At 44.8% G+C, this 17931-nt stretch carries 14 protein-coding genes; 8 read left to right on the top strand and 6 right to left on the bottom strand.

The features are described from left to right. Position 1: 1 nt before the first annotated feature. Entirely contained in the window at positions 2–1033 is a 1032-nt protein-coding gene (locus tag FD723_RS34520; RefSeq protein ID WP_179069730.1) for a site-specific integrase, read from the bottom strand. 792 nt (positions 1034–1825) lie between these two features. Here FD723_RS34520 and FD723_RS34515 point away from each other — a divergent pair. The 7 genes from FD723_RS34515 to FD723_RS34485 all read left to right on the top strand — a co-directional run bounded on the left by FD723_RS34515 (position 1826) and on the right by FD723_RS34485 (position 10410). Then, positions 1826–2194: a Crp/Fnr family transcriptional regulator gene (locus FD723_RS34515; RefSeq protein ID WP_179069729.1), complete on the top strand. Its 369-nt coding sequence runs from the start codon at positions 1826–1828 to the stop codon at positions 2192–2194. Between the two features lie 343 nt (positions 2195–2537). Beyond that, entirely contained in the window at positions 2538–5183 is a 2646-nt protein-coding gene (locus FD723_RS34510; protein WP_179069728.1) for a cation-translocating P-type ATPase, read from the top strand. Next, positions 5184–5792, top strand: a complete 609-nt coding sequence (locus FD723_RS34505) for a PspC domain-containing protein (RefSeq protein WP_179069727.1) — start codon at positions 5184–5186, stop codon at positions 5790–5792. A 219-nt stretch (positions 5793–6011) separates the two neighbouring features. Next, a complete protein-coding gene (locus FD723_RS34500) occupies positions 6012–6212 on the top strand; it encodes a hypothetical protein (protein ID WP_179069726.1) in 201 nt (66 codons plus the stop codon). Further along, positions 6172–9105, top strand: a complete 2934-nt coding sequence (locus FD723_RS34495) for a cation-transporting P-type ATPase (protein ID WP_179069725.1) — start codon at positions 6172–6174, stop codon at positions 9103–9105. Before FD723_RS34500 ends, FD723_RS34495 begins: the two co-directional genes overlap by 41 nt. A 210-nt stretch (positions 9106–9315) precedes the next feature. Further along, positions 9316–9834, top strand: a complete 519-nt coding sequence (locus FD723_RS34490; protein ID WP_179069724.1) for a rhodanese-like domain-containing protein — start codon at positions 9316–9318, stop codon at positions 9832–9834. Positions 9835–9888: 54 nt separating this feature from the next. Next, positions 9889–10410 (top strand): DUF3122 domain-containing protein, encoded by a 522-nt coding sequence (locus tag FD723_RS34485; RefSeq protein WP_179069723.1) that lies wholly within the window; start codon positions 9889–9891, stop codon positions 10408–10410. A gap of 77 nt (positions 10411–10487) precedes the next feature. On the opposite strand, the gene FD723_RS34480 is transcribed toward FD723_RS34485, so the two are convergent. The 3 genes from FD723_RS34480 to FD723_RS34470 all read right to left on the bottom strand — a co-directional run bounded on the left by FD723_RS34480 (position 10488) and on the right by FD723_RS34470 (position 14184). After that, positions 10488–11180: an ABC transporter ATP-binding protein gene (locus FD723_RS34480; protein WP_306297031.1), complete on the bottom strand. Its 693-nt coding sequence runs from the start codon at positions 11178–11180 to the stop codon at positions 10488–10490. Between the two features lie 5 nt (positions 11181–11185). Then, the gene (locus tag FD723_RS34475; RefSeq protein WP_179069722.1) at positions 11186–12481 is read right to left on the bottom strand and encodes an ABC transporter permease; all 1296 of its coding nucleotides are present in this window, start codon (positions 12479–12481) and stop codon (positions 11186–11188) included. Positions 12482–12684: 203 nt separating this feature from the next. Next, positions 12685–14184 carry an efflux RND transporter periplasmic adaptor subunit gene (locus FD723_RS34470; RefSeq protein WP_179069721.1) on the bottom strand — a complete coding sequence of 500 codons (1500 nt, stop codon included), beginning with the start codon at positions 14182–14184 and terminating at the stop codon, positions 12685–12687. A gap of 527 nt (positions 14185–14711) precedes the next feature. Between FD723_RS34470 and FD723_RS34465 the strand changes: the two genes are divergently transcribed. Then, on the top strand, positions 14712–14966 hold the full coding sequence (locus FD723_RS34465) for a hypothetical protein (RefSeq protein ID WP_179069720.1): 255 nt from the start codon (positions 14712–14714) through the stop codon (positions 14964–14966). A gap of 175 nt (positions 14967–15141) precedes the next feature. Here the strand turns inward: FD723_RS34465 and FD723_RS34460 are convergent, their stop codons facing one another. Together FD723_RS34460 and FD723_RS34455 are read right to left on the bottom strand one after the other, a co-directional pair. Next, positions 15142–15324: a hypothetical protein gene (locus tag FD723_RS34460; protein ID WP_179069719.1), complete on the bottom strand. Its 183-nt coding sequence runs from the start codon at positions 15322–15324 to the stop codon at positions 15142–15144. A gap of 290 nt (positions 15325–15614) precedes the next feature. Then, the gene (locus FD723_RS34455) at positions 15615–17927 is read right to left on the bottom strand and encodes an NACHT domain-containing NTPase (RefSeq protein WP_179069718.1); all 2313 of its coding nucleotides are present in this window, start codon (positions 17925–17927) and stop codon (positions 15615–15617) included. Positions 17928–17931: the final 4 nt, after the last annotated feature.

The raw sequence follows: 17931 nt of genomic DNA, 5'->3' as shown, positions 1-17931 counted from the left end.
TCTATTCCACTTCCTCTCCAATCGCGCGATAGTAAGCTGCGATCGCAGCTTCTTGTTCGCTGCGAAGGGTATAGCGCCGAAACGCTTTCTCGCTTTGATGCCCTGTTAATTTTCGTGCATGGCTGGGGTCAACTCCTAATAGCAATAAGTCAGTAGCGTAAGTATGTCGAAAGGAATGAGGATGTAAATCCTCAATGTGAGCTATTTCACCAATTTTTTCTACAGCGAAGTAAATGCCGTGATAACTTAAGCGTTCACCTTTGTACGAAGCATGGTGTGAAATCATCAGGGGACTAAGGTTGTTTAACACCTCTCCTTGCTGTTCGCGCGATCTCAAATACTCTGCTAAAACTTCCCGACTCTCTTTTCGCAGTGGAACTAAGCGTGGTTCATTGGTTTTGGTGTCTGGTAAAAATAGCAGCTTGCCATCAAATGACCCAACATTTAGCTGTACAACTTCCCCAGCACGCAGCCCATGACTGAGAATGTGAACGAGTGCTGTATCCCGTTGCTTTGTTTCTCCCAATAATTCCAACGCTGACCAAACCCGTTCCATCTCTTCTGGGGTTAAACTCTGGGCTGGTGGCAGTGGTACTTTTTCCAGTTTAATCCCCAGTGTCGGATTAGTAGCAATAATTTCAGGATACGTGTAACATATCCATTTGAAAAAGCTTTTGAGTGCTGCGACTCCTGCATTGATGCTGCTTTTAGAAAGCGGTTTACCAGCATCAGTAAGTATTTCATCACGGAGATATTCTTTATATAGCGCAAGGTGACGTGGACGCAGTTCATGATAATGTAGTTCACTCCAAGCCAAAAACCTTTTGAGTTCGCGTTCGTAGAGTTTGCGGCTGTTGGGTGCGAGATTGTTGCTGCGTAAAAACTCCAGTACTTTTATCCACCGTATGTCTGTGGGTGCAGCTATTTTTCCTGCCCTGCTTCTAGATTCTCCCTGTAGGGTTGATGGTGCTTGATCCTGTATGTGGATCAACTTGATTGGCGGTAGGTTGTCAAACTGAGGATTATTTACCATCTTGATCGCGATCGCCTAGAAGCAGTGTGGAACTAACACCCAAAATTGTATGTGACTTTAGGGAAAATCTGGCTAGCGTGTCACTAGTAGTCTGCCAAGGTAACTTTGCGTGGTGGCAAGCAGAGAGGCAGAGGTGCGGAGGAGCAAGGGGGAAAGAACTTGTACAAATCTCTCCTCTGCTCCCCTGCTCCCTTGCTCCTCTGCCGACCTCCACCCAGCAATTTTGGGTTGGCGAACTACTAGAATGCTTCTCAATCTTGGTACTGAGGTGAATTGTTGAAAATGTTTACAAATTTTGGGTAAGTGAACTAACTGTCCTTTTATAGCCGCCCAAACGGGACACTTGCTTTTCTAGATATTGATATTCCCTTATTTTGACAAGAATAAGTATAAAGTTTTGCCGTCAAATATTATGTTTGAGTAAATGTTTTAGTTGATGTATAACTTATACAAATCCTCATAAAACATTCCAAAGTGGTAGATAAAATTGAACTTATTTACCTAGCAAGATACAAGAAAACTTGATGCTTTCTGATTTAATGATATGTTAGGTAGCTAATCAGAAAATTTGCGAAATTCGAGAGTTAATCGACAAAAAGTAGTGTACTTTTCTGGATTCGCCTGAAGCTATATAAACCTGAGTTTGGGATAAGCTGAAACCTTGATTATGTAGTTAGTTTGGCTAGGGTGAAAGCCTTATTCTTTTGTCCAAGTAATCAAATTTGAGTCCTTAACCCGAACTGACGTTATATAAAGGTTTCGTTTAAAAACAAATAATTTGGGGTTGCTCTAATGCTAAGTCCTGTGTTAACAGTCAGTATCTTTCAAAAACAATCCGGCCCTAAAGTATTTTCAGCAGGCCAAGTCATCTTTGAAGAAGGACAGCCTGGGGATGAAATGTATGGGATTCTCGAAGGAGAGATAGATATATTAGTCAATGGCAAGATTGTAGAAACCATTGAGACGGGTGAAGTTTTTGATGTCGGGGTACTTGTAGGAGTTAAAAATAGAACTTATACAGCGATCGCCAAGGTAGATACCAAATTGGTTTTCCTTAATGAGGAAGAGTTTCTCTTTGCTGTTCAGGAAACACCCATGTTTGCCGTAGAAGTGATGAAAAGTTACTCAAAGCGTCTGAGTCGCTTGCAGCATCTGGTCTAATGTCCAAATAATTATTAATTTATAATTATTAATTCATAATTAAAGAGACTCTATAGCAGCACCCAATGAATTTTTAATTCATTGGTCAACAGGATAATGGATAGTTTAGGACTTACCATTGATAGCGCAACGGTAGCAAGTTCGTAAGCGTGTTTAAATTATGAATTGTTAATTATCAATTATTTCAACTTTCACATATCTACTCCATCTAACATCGGTGAAGAAGCGAGTTTGGAAGTGAATCAGGATAAACGTTTATACTACCTCACGAGTTCTTCAAGTTTGGTCTTTAATATCAAGTTGAATAGCTCTGTTTTTATGTTTCATAGGAAAAAGCGGGATTATGGTTTCCACCGTCGATCTCAATACCGTGGATGGCTTATCTGAGCAAGAGGCGATCGCTCGGCTCAAACAGGATGGCTACAATGAACTCCCCTCCTCGCGATCGCGGAGTATTTTATCGTTCGCTTGGGAAACCGTTCAAGATCCGATCTTCCTCTTGCTAGTCGGTGGTGGTATCATCTATTGGATTTTAGGCGATCTACAAGAAGCCCTGATTTTGCTGGGTTTCGTCTTCTTCATTACCGGGATTAGCCTTTACCAGGAAGGGAAGACTGAACACGCCCTAGAAGCCTTGCGCGACCTTTCCAGTCCTCGCGCCTTGGTGATTCGGGATGGAGAGCGAAAACGAATTGCAGGGCGAGAAGTCGTTCGGGGAGATGTCTTAGTGTTGGCAGAAGGCGATCGCGTTCCTGCCGATGCAATGGTACTATCTTGCACAAATTTTTCAACCGATGAGTCATTATTAACCGGGGAATCACTACCTGTTCGCAAAATTGCTGCCGCCGGTACCGTGGAAATGGCACGTCCAGGGGGAGATGAGTTGCCCTTTGTATATTCTGGAACCTTGGTAGTTCAGGGACAGGGAATTGCTCAAGTCCAAGCGGTGGGCGCTCAAACAGAGATGGGCAAGATTGGCAACGCCTTGCAAAAAGTGAAGCCGGAACCGACCCCCCTACAACAAGAAATGACTCGGTTGGTGAGCCGTCTGTTTGGCATCGCTTTATTATTGTGTGTGGCGATCGTTGTTATTTATGGAATCACGCGAGGAGATTGGCTCAAAGGATTTCTCGCAGGTATCACCCTAGCGATGGCAATTTTGCCGAATGAATTTCCGGTTGTCGTGACGATTTTCTTAGCATTGGGAGCATGGCGCATTTCTCAGAAACACGTTTTAGCTCGTCGCGCTTCCGCCGTGGAAACCTTGGGTTCGGCAACGGTTCTGTGTGTGGATAAAACCGGGACGCTGACGCTAAATCAGATGGCAGTACAACAGCTATTTGCATACAACCATGCAGAAAATCCTCACCCATATAATTTGGAATTGCATTTACGAGAGTCTCTCCCCGAAACGGTTCATGAATTAGTCGAGTTCTGCATTTTGGCGAGTCAGAGAGATCCTTTTGATCCAATGGAGAAAGCGTTTAAAGAATTGGGCGATCGCTATCTGGCACATACCGAACATCTGCACAACGATTGGATACTGTTGCGAGAATACCCGCTCTCACCACATCTATTGGCAATGTCTCACGTTTGGCAATCAGCCGATGGCAAGCAGTATGAAATTGCAGCCAAAGGAGCGCCGGAAGCGATCGCGGATCTCTGTCATTTCACGCCCCAACAGCAGAGAATTATGGCAACCCAAATCAGTGAAATGGCAAATCAAGGATTGCGTGTGTTAGGCGTTGCCAAAGCCTCTCTTGTTGATGCGCCACCGCTATTTTTGCCGCCTCATCCGTCCCTCAATCCAAATCATTTACCCGACGAGCAACATGACTTTCCTTTTCAATTTCTCGGATTAGTTGGACTGTCCGATCCAGTGCGTCCAAATGTTGCGGCGGCAATTCAAGAATGTTATACCGCAGGTATTCGAGTAGTTATGATTACGGGTGATTATCCCGGAACGGCTCAAACTATTGCCCGTCAGATTGGATTGATGCAAATGGGAGCTATTCTGACGGGAGCAGAATTGGATCTCATGAGTGAGGCTGAACTCGAACAACGTATTCAAAGTACAAATATCTTTGCACGAGCCGTTCCCGAACAAAAATTGCGCTTGGTTAATGCTTTGAAAGCCAAGGGTGAAGTCGTTGCCATGACAGGGGATGGTGTGAATGATGCCCCGGCTCTCAAATCTGCCCAAATCGGGATTGCGATGGGACAGCGAGGCACAGATGTTGCTCGTGAGTCGGCGGCGTTAGTGTTATTGGATGATGATTTTTCGTCCATTGTGCAAGCAGTGAAACTGGGACGGCGAATTTTTGATAATCTCCGTAAAGCAATGGCATATCTGCTAGCGATTCACATTCCGATCGCTGGGATGTCTTTGATTCCAGTGTTATTTAAGCTGCCGTTAGTATTACTTCCCGTTCACGTTGCCTTTCTACATTTAATTATTGATCCAGCTTGCTCCATCGTTTTAGAAGCCGAACCCGCAGAAGCAACGGTGATGCAGCGTCCTCCCCGCAACCCCAAAGAACCATTATTTGGCAGGAAAACTTTGGGTTTGGCAGTACTGCAAGGGGTGGGAATTTTGGTAATTGTTCTCGTCATCTTTGTGGTTGCGTTATATCGCAGACAAGGGGAATTTGATGCCCGTGCGTTAACGTTTACGACGTTAATTTTGGCAAATTTAGGATTAATTTTGAGCGAAAGTTCTTCATCTCGCCTCAGCCTAAAAATCTTGAAATCTCCCAATAATGCCCTTTGGTGGGTGATTGGTGGGGGACTGGCTTTTCTAGCGATCGTTTTGTATGTCCCGTTCTTGCGTCAATTGTTTAGCTTCTCCTTCTTACACCCAATCGACTTGGCAATTTGTTTGGGGGGTGGGGCGATCGCTCTGCTTTGGTTTGAACAGTTAAAGTTTCTCAATCGACCCCAACGAGTTGTTCAATCTAAATCAAGAAAACCTATCGAAGGAAATCTATAAATGATTTACTATCCTTTGATTTTGATACTGTTGTTTGTTGGCCCAGCGCTTTCTTCGATTGCAATTCGGCGATCTTTTACGATGCGTGGACACTTAATTTTGCTTGGCATAATAATCTTCTACGGGATTTTACCCCTCCTACTAGCTTGGGGAGGAATGGGTTTGGCTGAACGCTTTGGTTGTCAGTCAGAAACTATCATCTTTCGTTGTCCTAACCCTTCCTGGCTTGGAGAACTAGTTACAGGGATGGTTTTTGCCCATTGGTTGGCGATTTTTACCATCCCATCGGCTATTTTAGGTTCTATAGGATTGATTATTTCTTTAATTGTAAAACTTAATCCATCGCGCACAAAAGTAAATATTTCAGACAAACCAACTGCTGTTTTTTACCGTAGTCGTCGCCACAAAGTAATTTCAGGAGTGTGTGCAGCGATGCCTTCGGCCGGCTTCGCCAACGCACAGCGCTGGAAACTGCCAGTTCAAGGAGTGCGGATTGTCACAGTTGCTTTAGCAGTTATCATCCCTGGACTTGTTTGGTTACTGTACCTTTGGCTTTGGTTGGCGTTACCATTGGAGCCGCCAATCGAATCCCATTTAGTTAGTGATTGAAGCAACGATAAAGGTAAAAAAGTTTTAAAAGTTACGTTTAATGTGAATTAAGTCTTGAAACCCTTGTAATTTCGTAGGTAGTCCCAAAACAATGATTTCGAGCGAATCTAGAAACCCTTATGGGATAAGAGGCGTTTCTAATTCACATCAGGCGTAAGTTTTCGGCGAATAGAATGAGACTGTTGGCGAATTCATGTAAACCGCAATTTCTGGGGTGAGATGCTACGACATCTCAAGGCTTTGAGGATAGTGATACCTACGGTGGGCTGCGCCTACGCAATTCGCCAACAGAGTCATAGAATTCGTTACTACACAAACGAACGCGAACAGCGTCTCGCAGAGAAATCCACCTTCCTTCACAAAACAGGAGCAGATGAGGATGCCATCATTACACCAACCATTATGGGCATTATCATTTGAAGAGGTCTATGAATCTCTAAGCACTGCTGCCAATGGATTATCGCAGGATGAAGCTAGAGAGAGATTAGAGAAATTTGGTGCAAATGAATTGCCTGAACCCGCCCATCGTCCATTGTGGCTAAGGTTTGCTGATCAATTGACACACTTTATGGCTTTGCTGCTGTGGGTTGCAGGAATTTTGGCATTTATTTCGCGCACCCCTGAACTGGGCTGGGCAGTCTGGGCGGTGATTTGGATTAATGCCATCTTTAGCTTTTCGCAAGAGTTTCAAGCCGAAAAAGCTCTATCTGCTTTAAAAAAAGTCTTGCCGACACAGGTAAAAGTCTATCGTGATGGTGAACTCAAGGAGATTCCTGCTAGAGAACTGGTACGCGGCGATGTCATGCAATTGGAAGAAGGCGATCGCATTTCTGCGGATGCCCGTTTGATTTCGGCAGAAAGTTTATATCTTGATGTATCGGTGATGACAGGCGAATCTCTGCCTGTAGCACGAAGTCCTTCCCCTGTAAGTCTGCGTGAGGCGGTTCCGGTGCGTGGTGGCAAAACCATTCTGCGCCAAGGGGAACAGCCCTTGCAAGAAAAAGTAAATCCATCAGAAATTTCCAACCTCGTTTTAGCAGGTTCGACTGTAGCAGCAGGAAGAGGAGTGGCGGTGGTGTATGCGACGGGCGCACAGACCGAATTTGGTCAGGTGGCGCATTTAACCACGGTGGTGAAACGGGAACCAAGTACTTTAGAAATTCAAGTTGCCCGCATCGTGCGAATTATCACAGCGATCGCCATTGGTATGGGTTTGATAGTATTTTTACTTAGTTATTTGCTAATTGGCATGGATGCCACCGAGAGCTTTATTTTTGCGATCGGGATTATTGTTGCCAATGTCCCTGAAGGTTTACTGCCAACAGTAACGCTGGCATTAGCACTCGGTGTGAAACGTATGGCGCGGCGCAATGCCCTTGTAAGGCGGCTCTCGGCAGTGGAAACCCTCAGCGCTACTACAGTGATTTGCACGGATAAAACTGGCACATTGACCAAAAATGAAATGACGGTACGTTATCTCTGGCTCCCTCCTCAACCGCCATCAAATACTGCGAGTACTAATCCTGATATATCAACTAAGGCGCTGATTGAAATCACAGGTGCAGGCTACGATCCCACTAATGGTAAGGTTAACATTCCCTCGGACTCCAAAATTGCTTGGAAAGCCAAGATTTTGCTAATCGGGTCAGCACTTTGTTCTAATGCCCGTCTGGTGCATCTCAATGCGCCTAGTCGTTGGCAAGAAATTGGCGATCCGACAGAGGCGGCTCTATTAGTAGCGGCGGCCAAAGCGGAACTAAATTTAGAAAATCTCCAAAAGCAGTACCCACGCCTACGGGAAATTCCCTTTGACTCTCGCCGCCTGATGATGACTGTGGTGTTGAATTGGCAATCTTCAGAGTTATGGGCAAATGAGTCTCCTCATCTTGCTTTCACTAAAGGCGCACCATTAGAAGTGCTGAAACATTGCCATTTGATTTTGCGCGATGGTGAGGCGCAGGAGTTGACTCATGACTATTGGGATGAAGTTGTCAAAGCAAATGATGATTTAGCACGGCAAGGATTTCGGGTGTTAGGTCTGGCGGCGCGTAAAGGTGGGCAGGAATTGCTTGATCTCAAAGCAGAGGATTTAGAGCAAGACCTGATCTTCATCGGTCTGGTAGCAATGTTTGATCCGCCGCGTCCCGAAGTATCGAAAGCGATCGCCCAATGTCATCAAGCTGGAATCAAAGTAACGATGGTAACGGGTGATTATGGACTGACTGCTGAAGCGATCGCTCGCCAAATTGGTTTAGTTAACGAACAGGTGCGAGTGGTTACGGGTGAAAGTATGGGACATCTCTCCGATGCCCAATTGCAACAAGTGGTGAAATATCGCTTCGGTTTAGTGTTTGCGCGGATGTCGCCTGAACATAAATTACGATTGGTGCAAGCTTATAAAGATATCGGCGAAATTGTGGCAGTTACAGGTGATGGTGTGAATGATGCCCCCGCCTTACGAGCGGCAAATATCGGCATTGCGATGGGGCAGAACGGTACGGATGTGGCACGAGAAGCGGCAGACATTGTGCTGACCGATGATAACTTTGCCACGATTGTGGTAGCGATCGAGCAAGGACGGGCAATTTATCAAAATATCCGTAAGTTCATGACCTACATCCTCGCGTCGAATGTGCCAGAAGTCGTGCCATTTTTAGGCATGGTTGCTTTTAAGATTCCACCCGCGCTGACGATTTTGCAGATTCTTGCCGTAGATTTAGGCACAGACATGGTTCCTGCCCTAGCTCTCGGTGCAGAATCTCCCGAAGCTGGGATTATGGATCGTCCACCCCGTCCCAAACAAGAGTTTCTGCTCAATATTCCCTTATTATTACGCGCCTATCTCTTTCTCGGTGCGATCGAAGCAGTTCTATCAATGTTGGGCTTTATGATTGTCTGGTGGAGCTACGGCTATTCCTTGGCAAATTTGCAACAAGTCACACCCGCGATTCTGTCCCATACAGCCGATCCTACGGTGACGGCAATCTATCGCCAAGCAACAACTATGACTCTGGCAGCGATTGTGGCTTGTCAAGTGGGTAACTTATTTGCCTGTCGGTCTGATTGGAGTTCTGTATTCCGTCAGTCGTGGTCAAATAATAGTTTGCTCTGGTTAGGAATAAGTGTTGAATGTGTTGCTCTATTCGCATTCATCGACTTCCCACCCTTCAGACAAGTATTTGGAACGGCTTCACTAGCCAATTGGCATTGGTTGATTTTGTTAGCTTGTCCACCCATTTTGATTGGTGTAGAAGAACTTCGCAAGCTATTACTTCGTAATCAGCGACGAGGCAATGTTAAAAGAGCTTTTTAGAACTAGAGCGCGATCGCTCTTTAGCTTTCCTAAATAGGACTTACGCAAGAAACCTCTCAAACTCTTATTTCTAAGTGCCCTCTGTGTCCTCTGTGGTACCCTGCGGGAAGCCGCTCCGCGTCTACGATTTTCCGTTACCTATGCGTAAGTCCTGCTAAATAAAGGAACGCCATAATTAATTGACTTGTTCCCTTACAATTGCGAAATTATATGATATCTAAGAAACTAATTCAGACCATATTGCTGGGATTTGCTATGTGTTTTTGCCTATTGCTTGGTGTTGAGCAAGACCCGACTATAGCAGCAAGTCTCACGGAAGCTGAATCGATATCTCAAGAAAGGATGCAAACCCTGCTTGAACCCCACAATCTGGAATCGGGAGTCGATCGCTTTCTCACGTCGATTCCAGTAGGCTATTACACGATCGCCAGTGTCGAAGAGTTGAAAAGCCTGTTAAAGAAGTCTCAACCCATGTTAGTAGATGTGCGAGAAGCCTCTGAGTATCGGTCTGGACATATACCTAACGCAATTAACATTCCCCTAAGAACCCTGTCGCACAATCTGAATCAAATTCCACGCACTCGCCCCGTGGTGTTGTATTGCTCCTCCGGTTATCGAGCGGCAATGGGAGTGATGACATTACACCTGTTGGGCTATGAGAATGTGCAGGGTTTTCCACCTAGCTTTGTCGGCTGGAAAAACGCAAAAGAGGCGATCGCGTCCAGGTAATGCACAAAAATAATTACTCCGTTCCCGAATTTTAACTTGGTGAGGACTTTTGTCATGAAATCTATCTGCTTCAACGGTTCTAAAATTCGCCGCCTGCTGGCTGCTTTAATCTGCGTTTCACTGCTTGTCTGGAGTCCATTACCCGCTTTTGCTGCTGTAGCGCAAATCGAAGAATCTCCAGGGCAAATGCTCTACCAATCTCGGCAAAATCTGCGAGATCAGACTGGAAGATCCTGGCAGGCGATCGCCTTCAAGCGCATCCATCCTGATGGTAGTGCTATTATCTCCCTGCGACTAGTGGGATTTCCTGGTGCAGTAGAATTAGATCATACTCAACCTCTCACGCTGACAACATCTCTGAGACAAACTCTGATCGCCAAGGATGTTTCTAGCGAAATTTCTCAGGAGACACCAGCCCTAGCAAATGTTGGAGAATATGACATTCAGCCTGTCATACCGCAGTTGCGTGCTGAAATTCCTCTTGAGTTAACTTTGCCGATGGTAACTGGTTCAGGGATCAAGTTACAAATCCCATTCACGGCGATCCAAGAGTGGCAAACAATTTCTGCTCTTTGACAACTGTTACAAATGTTTCGTGTGTAACAGTTAGTCAAAACCAAAGTCTACTCGCTGTCGCCTCAATGTCCCAAGCTTTAACCCAAAGCCGCAATCGCTCTCTCAACAATCACCCCATCCTGCATCTGAATCACCCGCTTTGTCTGAGCTGCTACCGTTGCATCATGGGTGACAATCACGATCGTAGTTCCCTGTTGATTTAATTCCGTCAGCAAATTCATAATCTCGTGAGAAGTTTTGGAATCTAAAGCCCCCGTTGGTTCATCCGCCAACACTAAGGCAGGATGATTCACCAGTGCGCGAGCGATCGCTACTCGCTGTTGCTGTCCTCCCGAAAGTTGGCTAGGGCGATTTGTTAAGCGATCGCCTAATCCAATCTTTTCTAAGGCGGCGATCGCAGATTCCAGTCGTTGCGATCGCGGCACATCTGCATAAATCATCGGCAGCATGACATTTTCTAGTGCCGTCAACCGAGGCAACAAATTGAATTGTTGAAACACGAAACCAATATATTGATTGCGGATATCTGCAAGTTCATCATCATCCAGGGTTGTCAAATCTCTACCGTCTAAGATATATTGTCCACTCGTCGGACGATCCAGACAGCCGATGATGTTCATCAGTGTTGATTTCCCTGAACCCGAAGCCCCCATAATCGCCACATATTCCCCATCTTCAATCGATAAATCAATTTCCTTCAGAACGGGGACATCCAATTCTCCCAAGTGATAGGTTTTCGTGATGCCCTCCATTAAAATCATGTTTGCCATAGTGATTACTCATTGTGTAGTGCTGAAATCGGATCTAATTTGGCAGCATTACGCGCTGGGATGCCGCCTGCCAGAATGCCAACAAGAAAGGAAAGGCTAAAACCTGCCCCAATCGACCATAACGGTACAATAAACGGAAATTTGAACACAGTTGCGGCAGCAAATGCGAACCCAATGCCCAATCCCACGCCAATTACACCGCCAACTGTGGAGATAACGATCGCTTCAGTCAAAAACTGCCTTAAAATATCTGTGCCGGTTGCACCCACAGCTTTGCGAATGCCGATTTCTCGCGTTCGTTCCATCACCGAAACTAGCATGATGTTGGCAATTCCAATGCCGCCGACAATCAGAGAAATACCTGCGATCGCACCTATCATCAAGGTAAATGAACCCATGACGCTGCTGAAAGTGCTGATAATATCAACTAGATTGGTAATCCGAAAATCATCGACGGCTGACGGATGAATGCCATGCCGTAAACGTAGAATATTCGTCACCTGAAATTGAGCCGAGTTCAGTTGATCGCCATCAAGGGCTTCTAACCAAAATCCATTAATTGCGACACCCGTTAAGGCGTTATTGCCGACAATTTGGGCAGACATATTGGTTAAGGGGATATAAATCACATCGTCAAGATCCTGTCCGCCCGACGTTCCCTTCGATTCCGCCACCCCTACCACGGTGTAGCGCTTACCCCGAATCCGTAAATCAGCCCCAATCACGGATTCATTTGTGTTAAATAATTCATCTAGCACTGTGGAACCGAGAAATGCCACAGGGCGGCCAGCATCCAAATCCCCTTGACTAAAAAAGAGTCCCGTTTGGGGATGAATGTTTTTTATAGTTGGGTAGTTCAAATCCGTTCCTACAAGGGTGGTGGCGATGTTGTTATTACCTCTGACGATCTGAATTGAACTGCGTTGTAAGAATGCCGAAACCGATTTAGCGGCTGGGACTTGTTTAGCGATCGCCTTAGCATCTTCCCAAGTCAGTGTACTGGCTGAACCCGCTCCTAAACTGATGCCGCCTGTTCTGGCTGCCCCCGCCGTGACTACCATCACGTTTGTTCCCAGTGCTTGGATTTGTAACTCCGTTGACTTCTGCACACCCTGTCCCACGGCGGTAATCGTAATTACTGAGGAGATACCAATAATCACGCCCAACATAGTCAAACCTGTCCGCAGTTTGTTGCCCAAAAGCGTTTCGACTGACATGATCAGAACTTCACCGAAAGAGATTTTGCCCTTTCGTGGACGGCGCGGACGATTCGTTGTTTGTAAATTAGTAAGTTTTTTCATTATGGCTCTTAGAAGATGTTTGAAAAGTATTTCGCTGTGGCTTTAGGCACTTTTAGATCCCCCCTAACCCCCCTTAAAAAGGGGGGAACTAGAGTCAAAGTCCCCCTTCTTAAGGGGGATTTAGGGGGATCTAGAACATTTTGCTACCGAGAAGAGGACTTTTCAAACATCCTCTTAAATCATTCGTAATTACGAATTACGAATTATGAACGTCTGCCATTAGCTGTAGAAACCTTACGGGTTCCAGGTGGAAAGCTGAGTAAGACGTGTTCGTTTCCGGTTAAGCCAGACTTTACCTCGGTTTTGTCATTCACCGTTGTCCCAACTACAATCGGCACAAAGACTGAATCGCCTTTGTCCTTGGCCACAAATACGCCCTGAGAATTATTTTGTTGAACGATCGCCCCAGTAGGCACCACCAGCACATTTTTCAACTCTCCAGCTTTAAAGTCCACAGTTACATTCATCCCCGATCGCAGCAGATGTTGGGGATCTGGCACTGATGTCTTCACTTCAAAACTAGTCACATTTTGCACAACATCCGACTGAGTGGCAATTTGCGTTACCTGTCCAGTAAAAGTTTTCCCCGGATAGGCATCTGCCTGAATTGTCGCAACTAGACCCATACGGATTTGGGCAATGTTCGCTTCTGCAACCTGGGCAACAATCTGATTCGTGGATGCGAGAGCCAAGATGGAAGACGATGAAGCAGAAGAAACCGAACTACCTGCGGTGGTAGGCGTGACAAATGAGCCAGGATCGGCAAATTTCCGGGCGACAATCCCACTAAAGGGGGCGCGGATCACCATATCATTGATATCTGTCTGGATAATTTGCACTGCTCCCTCAGCCGCCGCTACTTGGGCGCGGGCTTGCTGAATGTCCTCCGGTCGTGATCCGGCTTGGGAGAGCGATAGAGCCTCCTGTTTCTGTTTGAGGAGTGCCTCGGCTTGAGTAATCTCTTCTGGCCGAGTTCCCGATCGCATCAATGAAGCAGCTGCTTGTGTTTGCTTGACTTGAGTCTGGGCGCGATCGCGGCTAGTACGGAAGGTATTCAGACTTTGGAGAGCGATCGCACCTGAGTTATAGAGTTCTTGATTTCTTTTGAGATCATCGTTAGCTTGACGCAGAGCATATTGAGCATCTCTTAACTGGGCTTGGGCTTGGGCAACTTCTTGGAGTCGATTCCCATTGAGCAATTTTTGGAGATTTGCGTCTTGTTCAGCCAGTTGTGCCTTTGCTGTGGCGATATCTTGAGTTCGATTCCCATTGAGTAATTTTTGCACATTTGCCTCAGCCGCAGCGAGATTTCCTTGAGCTTGCCGTAATTGTCCCTGAAGATTCGAGGCATCCATGTAAGCAAGCACCTGCCCAAGTTGGACAGAATCGCCTTCTTTAACTAGCAGTTGCTTCAAAATCCCTGATGTTTTGGGGCTTACATTAACTGAACGTTCGGGTTCAACAGTTCCATTTGCAGAAACCGCGATCGTGAGATTTCCTCGCTTAACTAAAGCCGTTTGAATCTTCAGCTTTGCTTGCTGTTGAGGCACTAATACCAGTTGGTAATAAGCGAGATAGCCAACGCCAATCATGGAAATCAATATCAGTAAACCAAGTAGCCATTTATTTGCTCTTAGCTTACTTAGTCCATTCGGTTTTAGTTCTTTAGGCTTTAGTTCCTTCGGTTTTAGGGCAATGGTCATAGGTAATACCTCTCATTTCAGAATGCAACAAGTGATTGGGGTGTATAAAAACTGTCTATAGGATTTGAAGATTTTAGAAAATTATCAGAAATAATTCAGTTGTTAGGAGTCAGATGAGCTACCCCTCGGTGCGCTAACAGAATTTAATTATGTTTGATTGTGAATTCACAATTCACAATTCTTCATCAATATTCGCTCTATTTTTATTAGTAATAATAGCTTTATGTAATGGATTACTATTTCAGTATGACAAAGGTATGTTTGATTTCTAGGGTTATTTGATTGATTTAAAAAAAATCTCACTTTTACTTTTAGGTATTCAGAGTAATCAAGCGATCGCTATAGAAAACTTCAAAAATTTGAAAGCAATATTTAGCGTCTAAAGTCTTGTGAAAAGAAGCAAATGCAAATTTTTTATAAGAGTAATTATGTTTTAAAAAGCTTTAAATAGTGTATGAATTGTATAACTTCTACTAAAACGTTCAAAAGGCAGAGGTTATATTGGAAAAAATCTGTAAGTATTAAATGTGCGGCTAAACAAACTCAAGCTGAAATTCAATTTTAACTTGACTCTCAACAGTAAGCCGGGAAAATACTTGTTGGCGGCAACACTGGCGACTATTGGAGTGACAATAATCATTCCCTGGACACCGTTGGCAACCCTACTGGGATTTCAAGCATTGCCGTTGAGGTTTGTGCTGGTTCTGGGAGCGATCGTGTTGTTCTACGTGACTGCGGCTGAGAATGTCAAACGAGTGTTTTACAGCTACGTAAAATTTTAATCTCTCAGTTGATAGAAAAGCATAGTATATGTAGTACAGGTCGGCGGAAATAAACCATCCATTTAAAATGTCTAAAACCCTCACGCAATGGTAATTACGTTAGCGTAGTGGGGCGTAGCTTGCTTCTCGCCTCTAGCGAGTATTACGAATTACGCAAAGGGCTTGTACAAAAAAGCTATTCATCTTCGTCTCCTGATGGTCGTTCGCTCTCGCTTTGTTGGGTGTTCCACTCCAAAACAATACGCTCTAGCATTTCACCCTGCGTACAGTTATTTATAACAGCGTATTGCTTAATTAACTCTGTTACTTTAAGACTAATGTGGCGTATATCTAGTGGGTTATTTCTTGCCGTTTTCATGATCTTTTACCAGAATGTTTAAGCAGTTTTGCTGTTTCTGTTACTAACTGTTTCACCAAAGGCTTTTGGATATACAGACGCAAGAGCCTTCAGGATTGCCAGTAAAAGTGATCGCTGAAATTTCTTTTTCGTTTGAAGACATAAATGTTCGGAATTTTCGTATTAGCCTAGCCCCTATACTATGATTTGGTGCTGTTTGATTTTCTGAATTAGTTGATTAACTACGATACAAAACTTAATTCTTGATGATTTTTGCAATCCAAACCTCTTTCAGGAATTAACCAAAAGAATTATTGCCATTCCCTATCCTCAAGTTCCTTTATCGGCAACAATAAGGTGGCTTCAATTTCCTGCCTAATAGCAGCTGTCACCTCACAATTGCTATGCAGGCAATCGAGTAGTAACTGATTAGCATCATAGTAGCGTTGCAACACTTGCTCTTGCTCAGAGCTAAACTGCCACTGGTGGTTAATATTGCGATAATTAATCACTGTCTTGTTTACCTGTTGGGCCCAAGCTGGATAGTTCGTTTGCGACCATAGCTCAAACCGTTGTTGACTTTGACCAGAATTTGGCAATTGATCAGAGAGTTGTTGCAAGGATTTATGGAGTCCAACATCCAGAACAATACCCAGAATGTTGCTCATAGCTTCTCCGCAGGCGTGGATGTGGGCAAAGTCCTGGCTCCCATCAATTGCACACTCCAGTAGCAGGTCATTTAATGCCGCATCCAGAAACATCCCCTGGTCGAGGCTGCTGGCTAGGGCAAAGTGCGAAGCTATGTGCGGAGTCCGACTCAAGGCCAGGTAAAATGCTCTCACTGTCGCATCTTTGGATTGGATGGGAATACTGCGAGATTTTTGGCTAGCCCAGGTCAAAAACTCTTGTAAATAAGGGTCTTGGGCAACCAGTGTATCAATCTGTTGCTTCATCAACTGTACTAGAGAGTCTGCACTCCTGAGCATGATGGCGGTTAACAAGAAGATTTCGCGCCAGTGGGGATCGCTGATATGACTGACTAGACCGGATAGCGCTTGCCCAAATGCCTCTAAGTTATGGCTGGCAACGATTTTCCTTGCTGTGAAGTATTCTTGAAATGCAAGATAGGAAAAGGAAAAAATTCCCCGCGCCCGTTCTGCCAGTAGTCCATGTTGAGCCTCGATTGACTTTAGCGCTGCTTCGCTTTCTATTTGCAGTTCTTCTGCATCTATTGGCACGTTACTGAGATTCTGAATATAGTCACCAATGTATTGCTCAACGATGCGTTGCTCAAAAAAGTACTGACCCTGCTCAAATGTCGCTGCGGCAATTTGACTCAATAACTTGAGCTTTTGTGGTAATAAAAAGCCTCGGTAAACGCCATCCCGTTCAACGCCTCTGGCTTCATCCCATTTGCCTAATAGAATATCTAAACCTTCTTTATAAAAGTCAGTCCGCTTAGTCGGAAATTTTTCTTTACCATGAAACACCCAACAGGCAAGATGCAGAAATAGCGGTGTGACGACGAGTTGGCGAAATTGCCAATTTTCATCTAATTCCAACTTCTGAATAAACTTAACGGAGTGGGCAAGACCATCTTTAATGTTGGTCTTGGTAAAGGCCACAAACCATTTTTGAGCGAAGGCTCGGATTTGTTCTAATGTAAATGGGGCAATTTCAACATCGGTAAAGCCTCGGAGTCTGAGTTTTTGAGCTGCTGTTCGACAAGTCGCCACGAACCGATTTTTGTGATACTTCTCCGAAAATCTGCGAATCTCGTTTAAGACAGGATTGCTTTGTTGGTTAAGAACTTCATCCATACCATCAAGCAACAGTAATATCCTACCTTCATTCAGCAAGGTTTCAATGACTGAGGGATCGGAAATTCCAGATGTGATAAATTCCTGGCGGATGTAGTTTAATAGGCTGAACTCGTTGGTAATCTTAGACTCTTGGGCAAAGTTTCTCAGTGTGATCAAGATTGGCACTTGATTTGCCGCAAATGCGCTTTGGTTGCATTGAATGGCAAGATGTTGCAAAAAGGTGGTTTTACCTACTCCTGGTTTGCCTAGCACCCTGAGCTTGGAGTATGTTTCAACTGCCTGTGTACCAGGTATTTGTTTCTCGTCAACTTCACCTAAGCCAATACGGTCAAATTCTTTGGCATCAAGGTTTTGCAGATCGGTGATTTCTAACCACTGAAGGCTGGCAATTGACTCCAAAATATTCACATCTATATATATGTCATCGATCGCAACGGGACGGCTGATATCCAATAACTGCAAAATACCACACTGGTCTTGAATTTTGTCGAAGCGTTGCGATCGCACGAATGGCACTAGTTTATCAATATCCAGTACAGTCGGCTGGGCGTATTCTTCTCGTGACAAAAATTCTGCTGGAGGATTAATCGCAATCTCCCGCCAATTCAGTTCTAAAATCAAACAAATTTCAATAAAGGTATGACGCTCAACTGGACGACCACTGAAAAACCGCCAAATTGGTTGTCTAGTCTTGAGGTTGACTTCTGCTGCTAGATTCTCTTGTGTCCAACCCTTACGGGCAAACGCTCTTTTAGCCTCTTGAATACCACTGAGTGATGCTTGGAGCGATCGCTTGACCATAGGA

This window comes from Nostoc sp. C052 (assembly GCF_013393905.1).
Lineage (GTDB): Bacteria > Cyanobacteriota > Cyanobacteriia > Cyanobacteriales > Nostocaceae > Nostoc.
Note: the sequence above shows the minus strand (reverse complement) of the source record. Positions and strands in the feature narration are given on the sequence as shown.

Coding starts and splice junctions, on each gene's coding strand:
- FD723_RS34520 (WP_179069730.1), bottom strand. CDS start 1,033: ATGGTAAATAATCCTCAGTTTGACAACCTACCGCCAATCAAGTTGATC.
- FD723_RS34515 (WP_179069729.1), top strand. CDS start 1,826: ATGCTAAGTCCTGTGTTAACAGTCAGTATCTTTCAAAAACAATCCGGC.
- FD723_RS34510 (WP_179069728.1), top strand. CDS start 2,538: ATGGTTTCCACCGTCGATCTCAATACCGTGGATGGCTTATCTGAGCAA.
- FD723_RS34505 (WP_179069727.1), top strand. CDS start 5,184: ATGATTTACTATCCTTTGATTTTGATACTGTTGTTTGTTGGCCCAGCG.
- FD723_RS34500 (WP_179069726.1), top strand. CDS start 6,012: ATGCTACGACATCTCAAGGCTTTGAGGATAGTGATACCTACGGTGGGC.
- FD723_RS34495 (WP_179069725.1), top strand. CDS start 6,172: ATGCCATCATTACACCAACCATTATGGGCATTATCATTTGAAGAGGTC.
- FD723_RS34490 (WP_179069724.1), top strand. CDS start 9,316: ATGATATCTAAGAAACTAATTCAGACCATATTGCTGGGATTTGCTATG.
- FD723_RS34485 (WP_179069723.1), top strand. CDS start 9,889: ATGAAATCTATCTGCTTCAACGGTTCTAAAATTCGCCGCCTGCTGGCT.
- FD723_RS34480 (WP_306297031.1), bottom strand. CDS start 11,180: ATGGCAAACATGATTTTAATGGAGGGCATCACGAAAACCTATCACTTG.
- FD723_RS34475 (WP_179069722.1), bottom strand. CDS start 12,481: ATGAAAAAACTTACTAATTTACAAACAACGAATCGTCCGCGCCGTCCA.
- FD723_RS34470 (WP_179069721.1), bottom strand. CDS start 14,184: ATGACCATTGCCCTAAAACCGAAGGAACTAAAGCCTAAAGAACTAAAA.
- FD723_RS34460 (WP_179069719.1), bottom strand. CDS start 15,324: ATGAAAACGGCAAGAAATAACCCACTAGATATACGCCACATTAGTCTT.
- FD723_RS34455 (WP_179069718.1), bottom strand. CDS start 17,927: ATGGTCAAGCGATCGCTCCAAGCATCACTCAGTGGTATTCAAGAGGCT.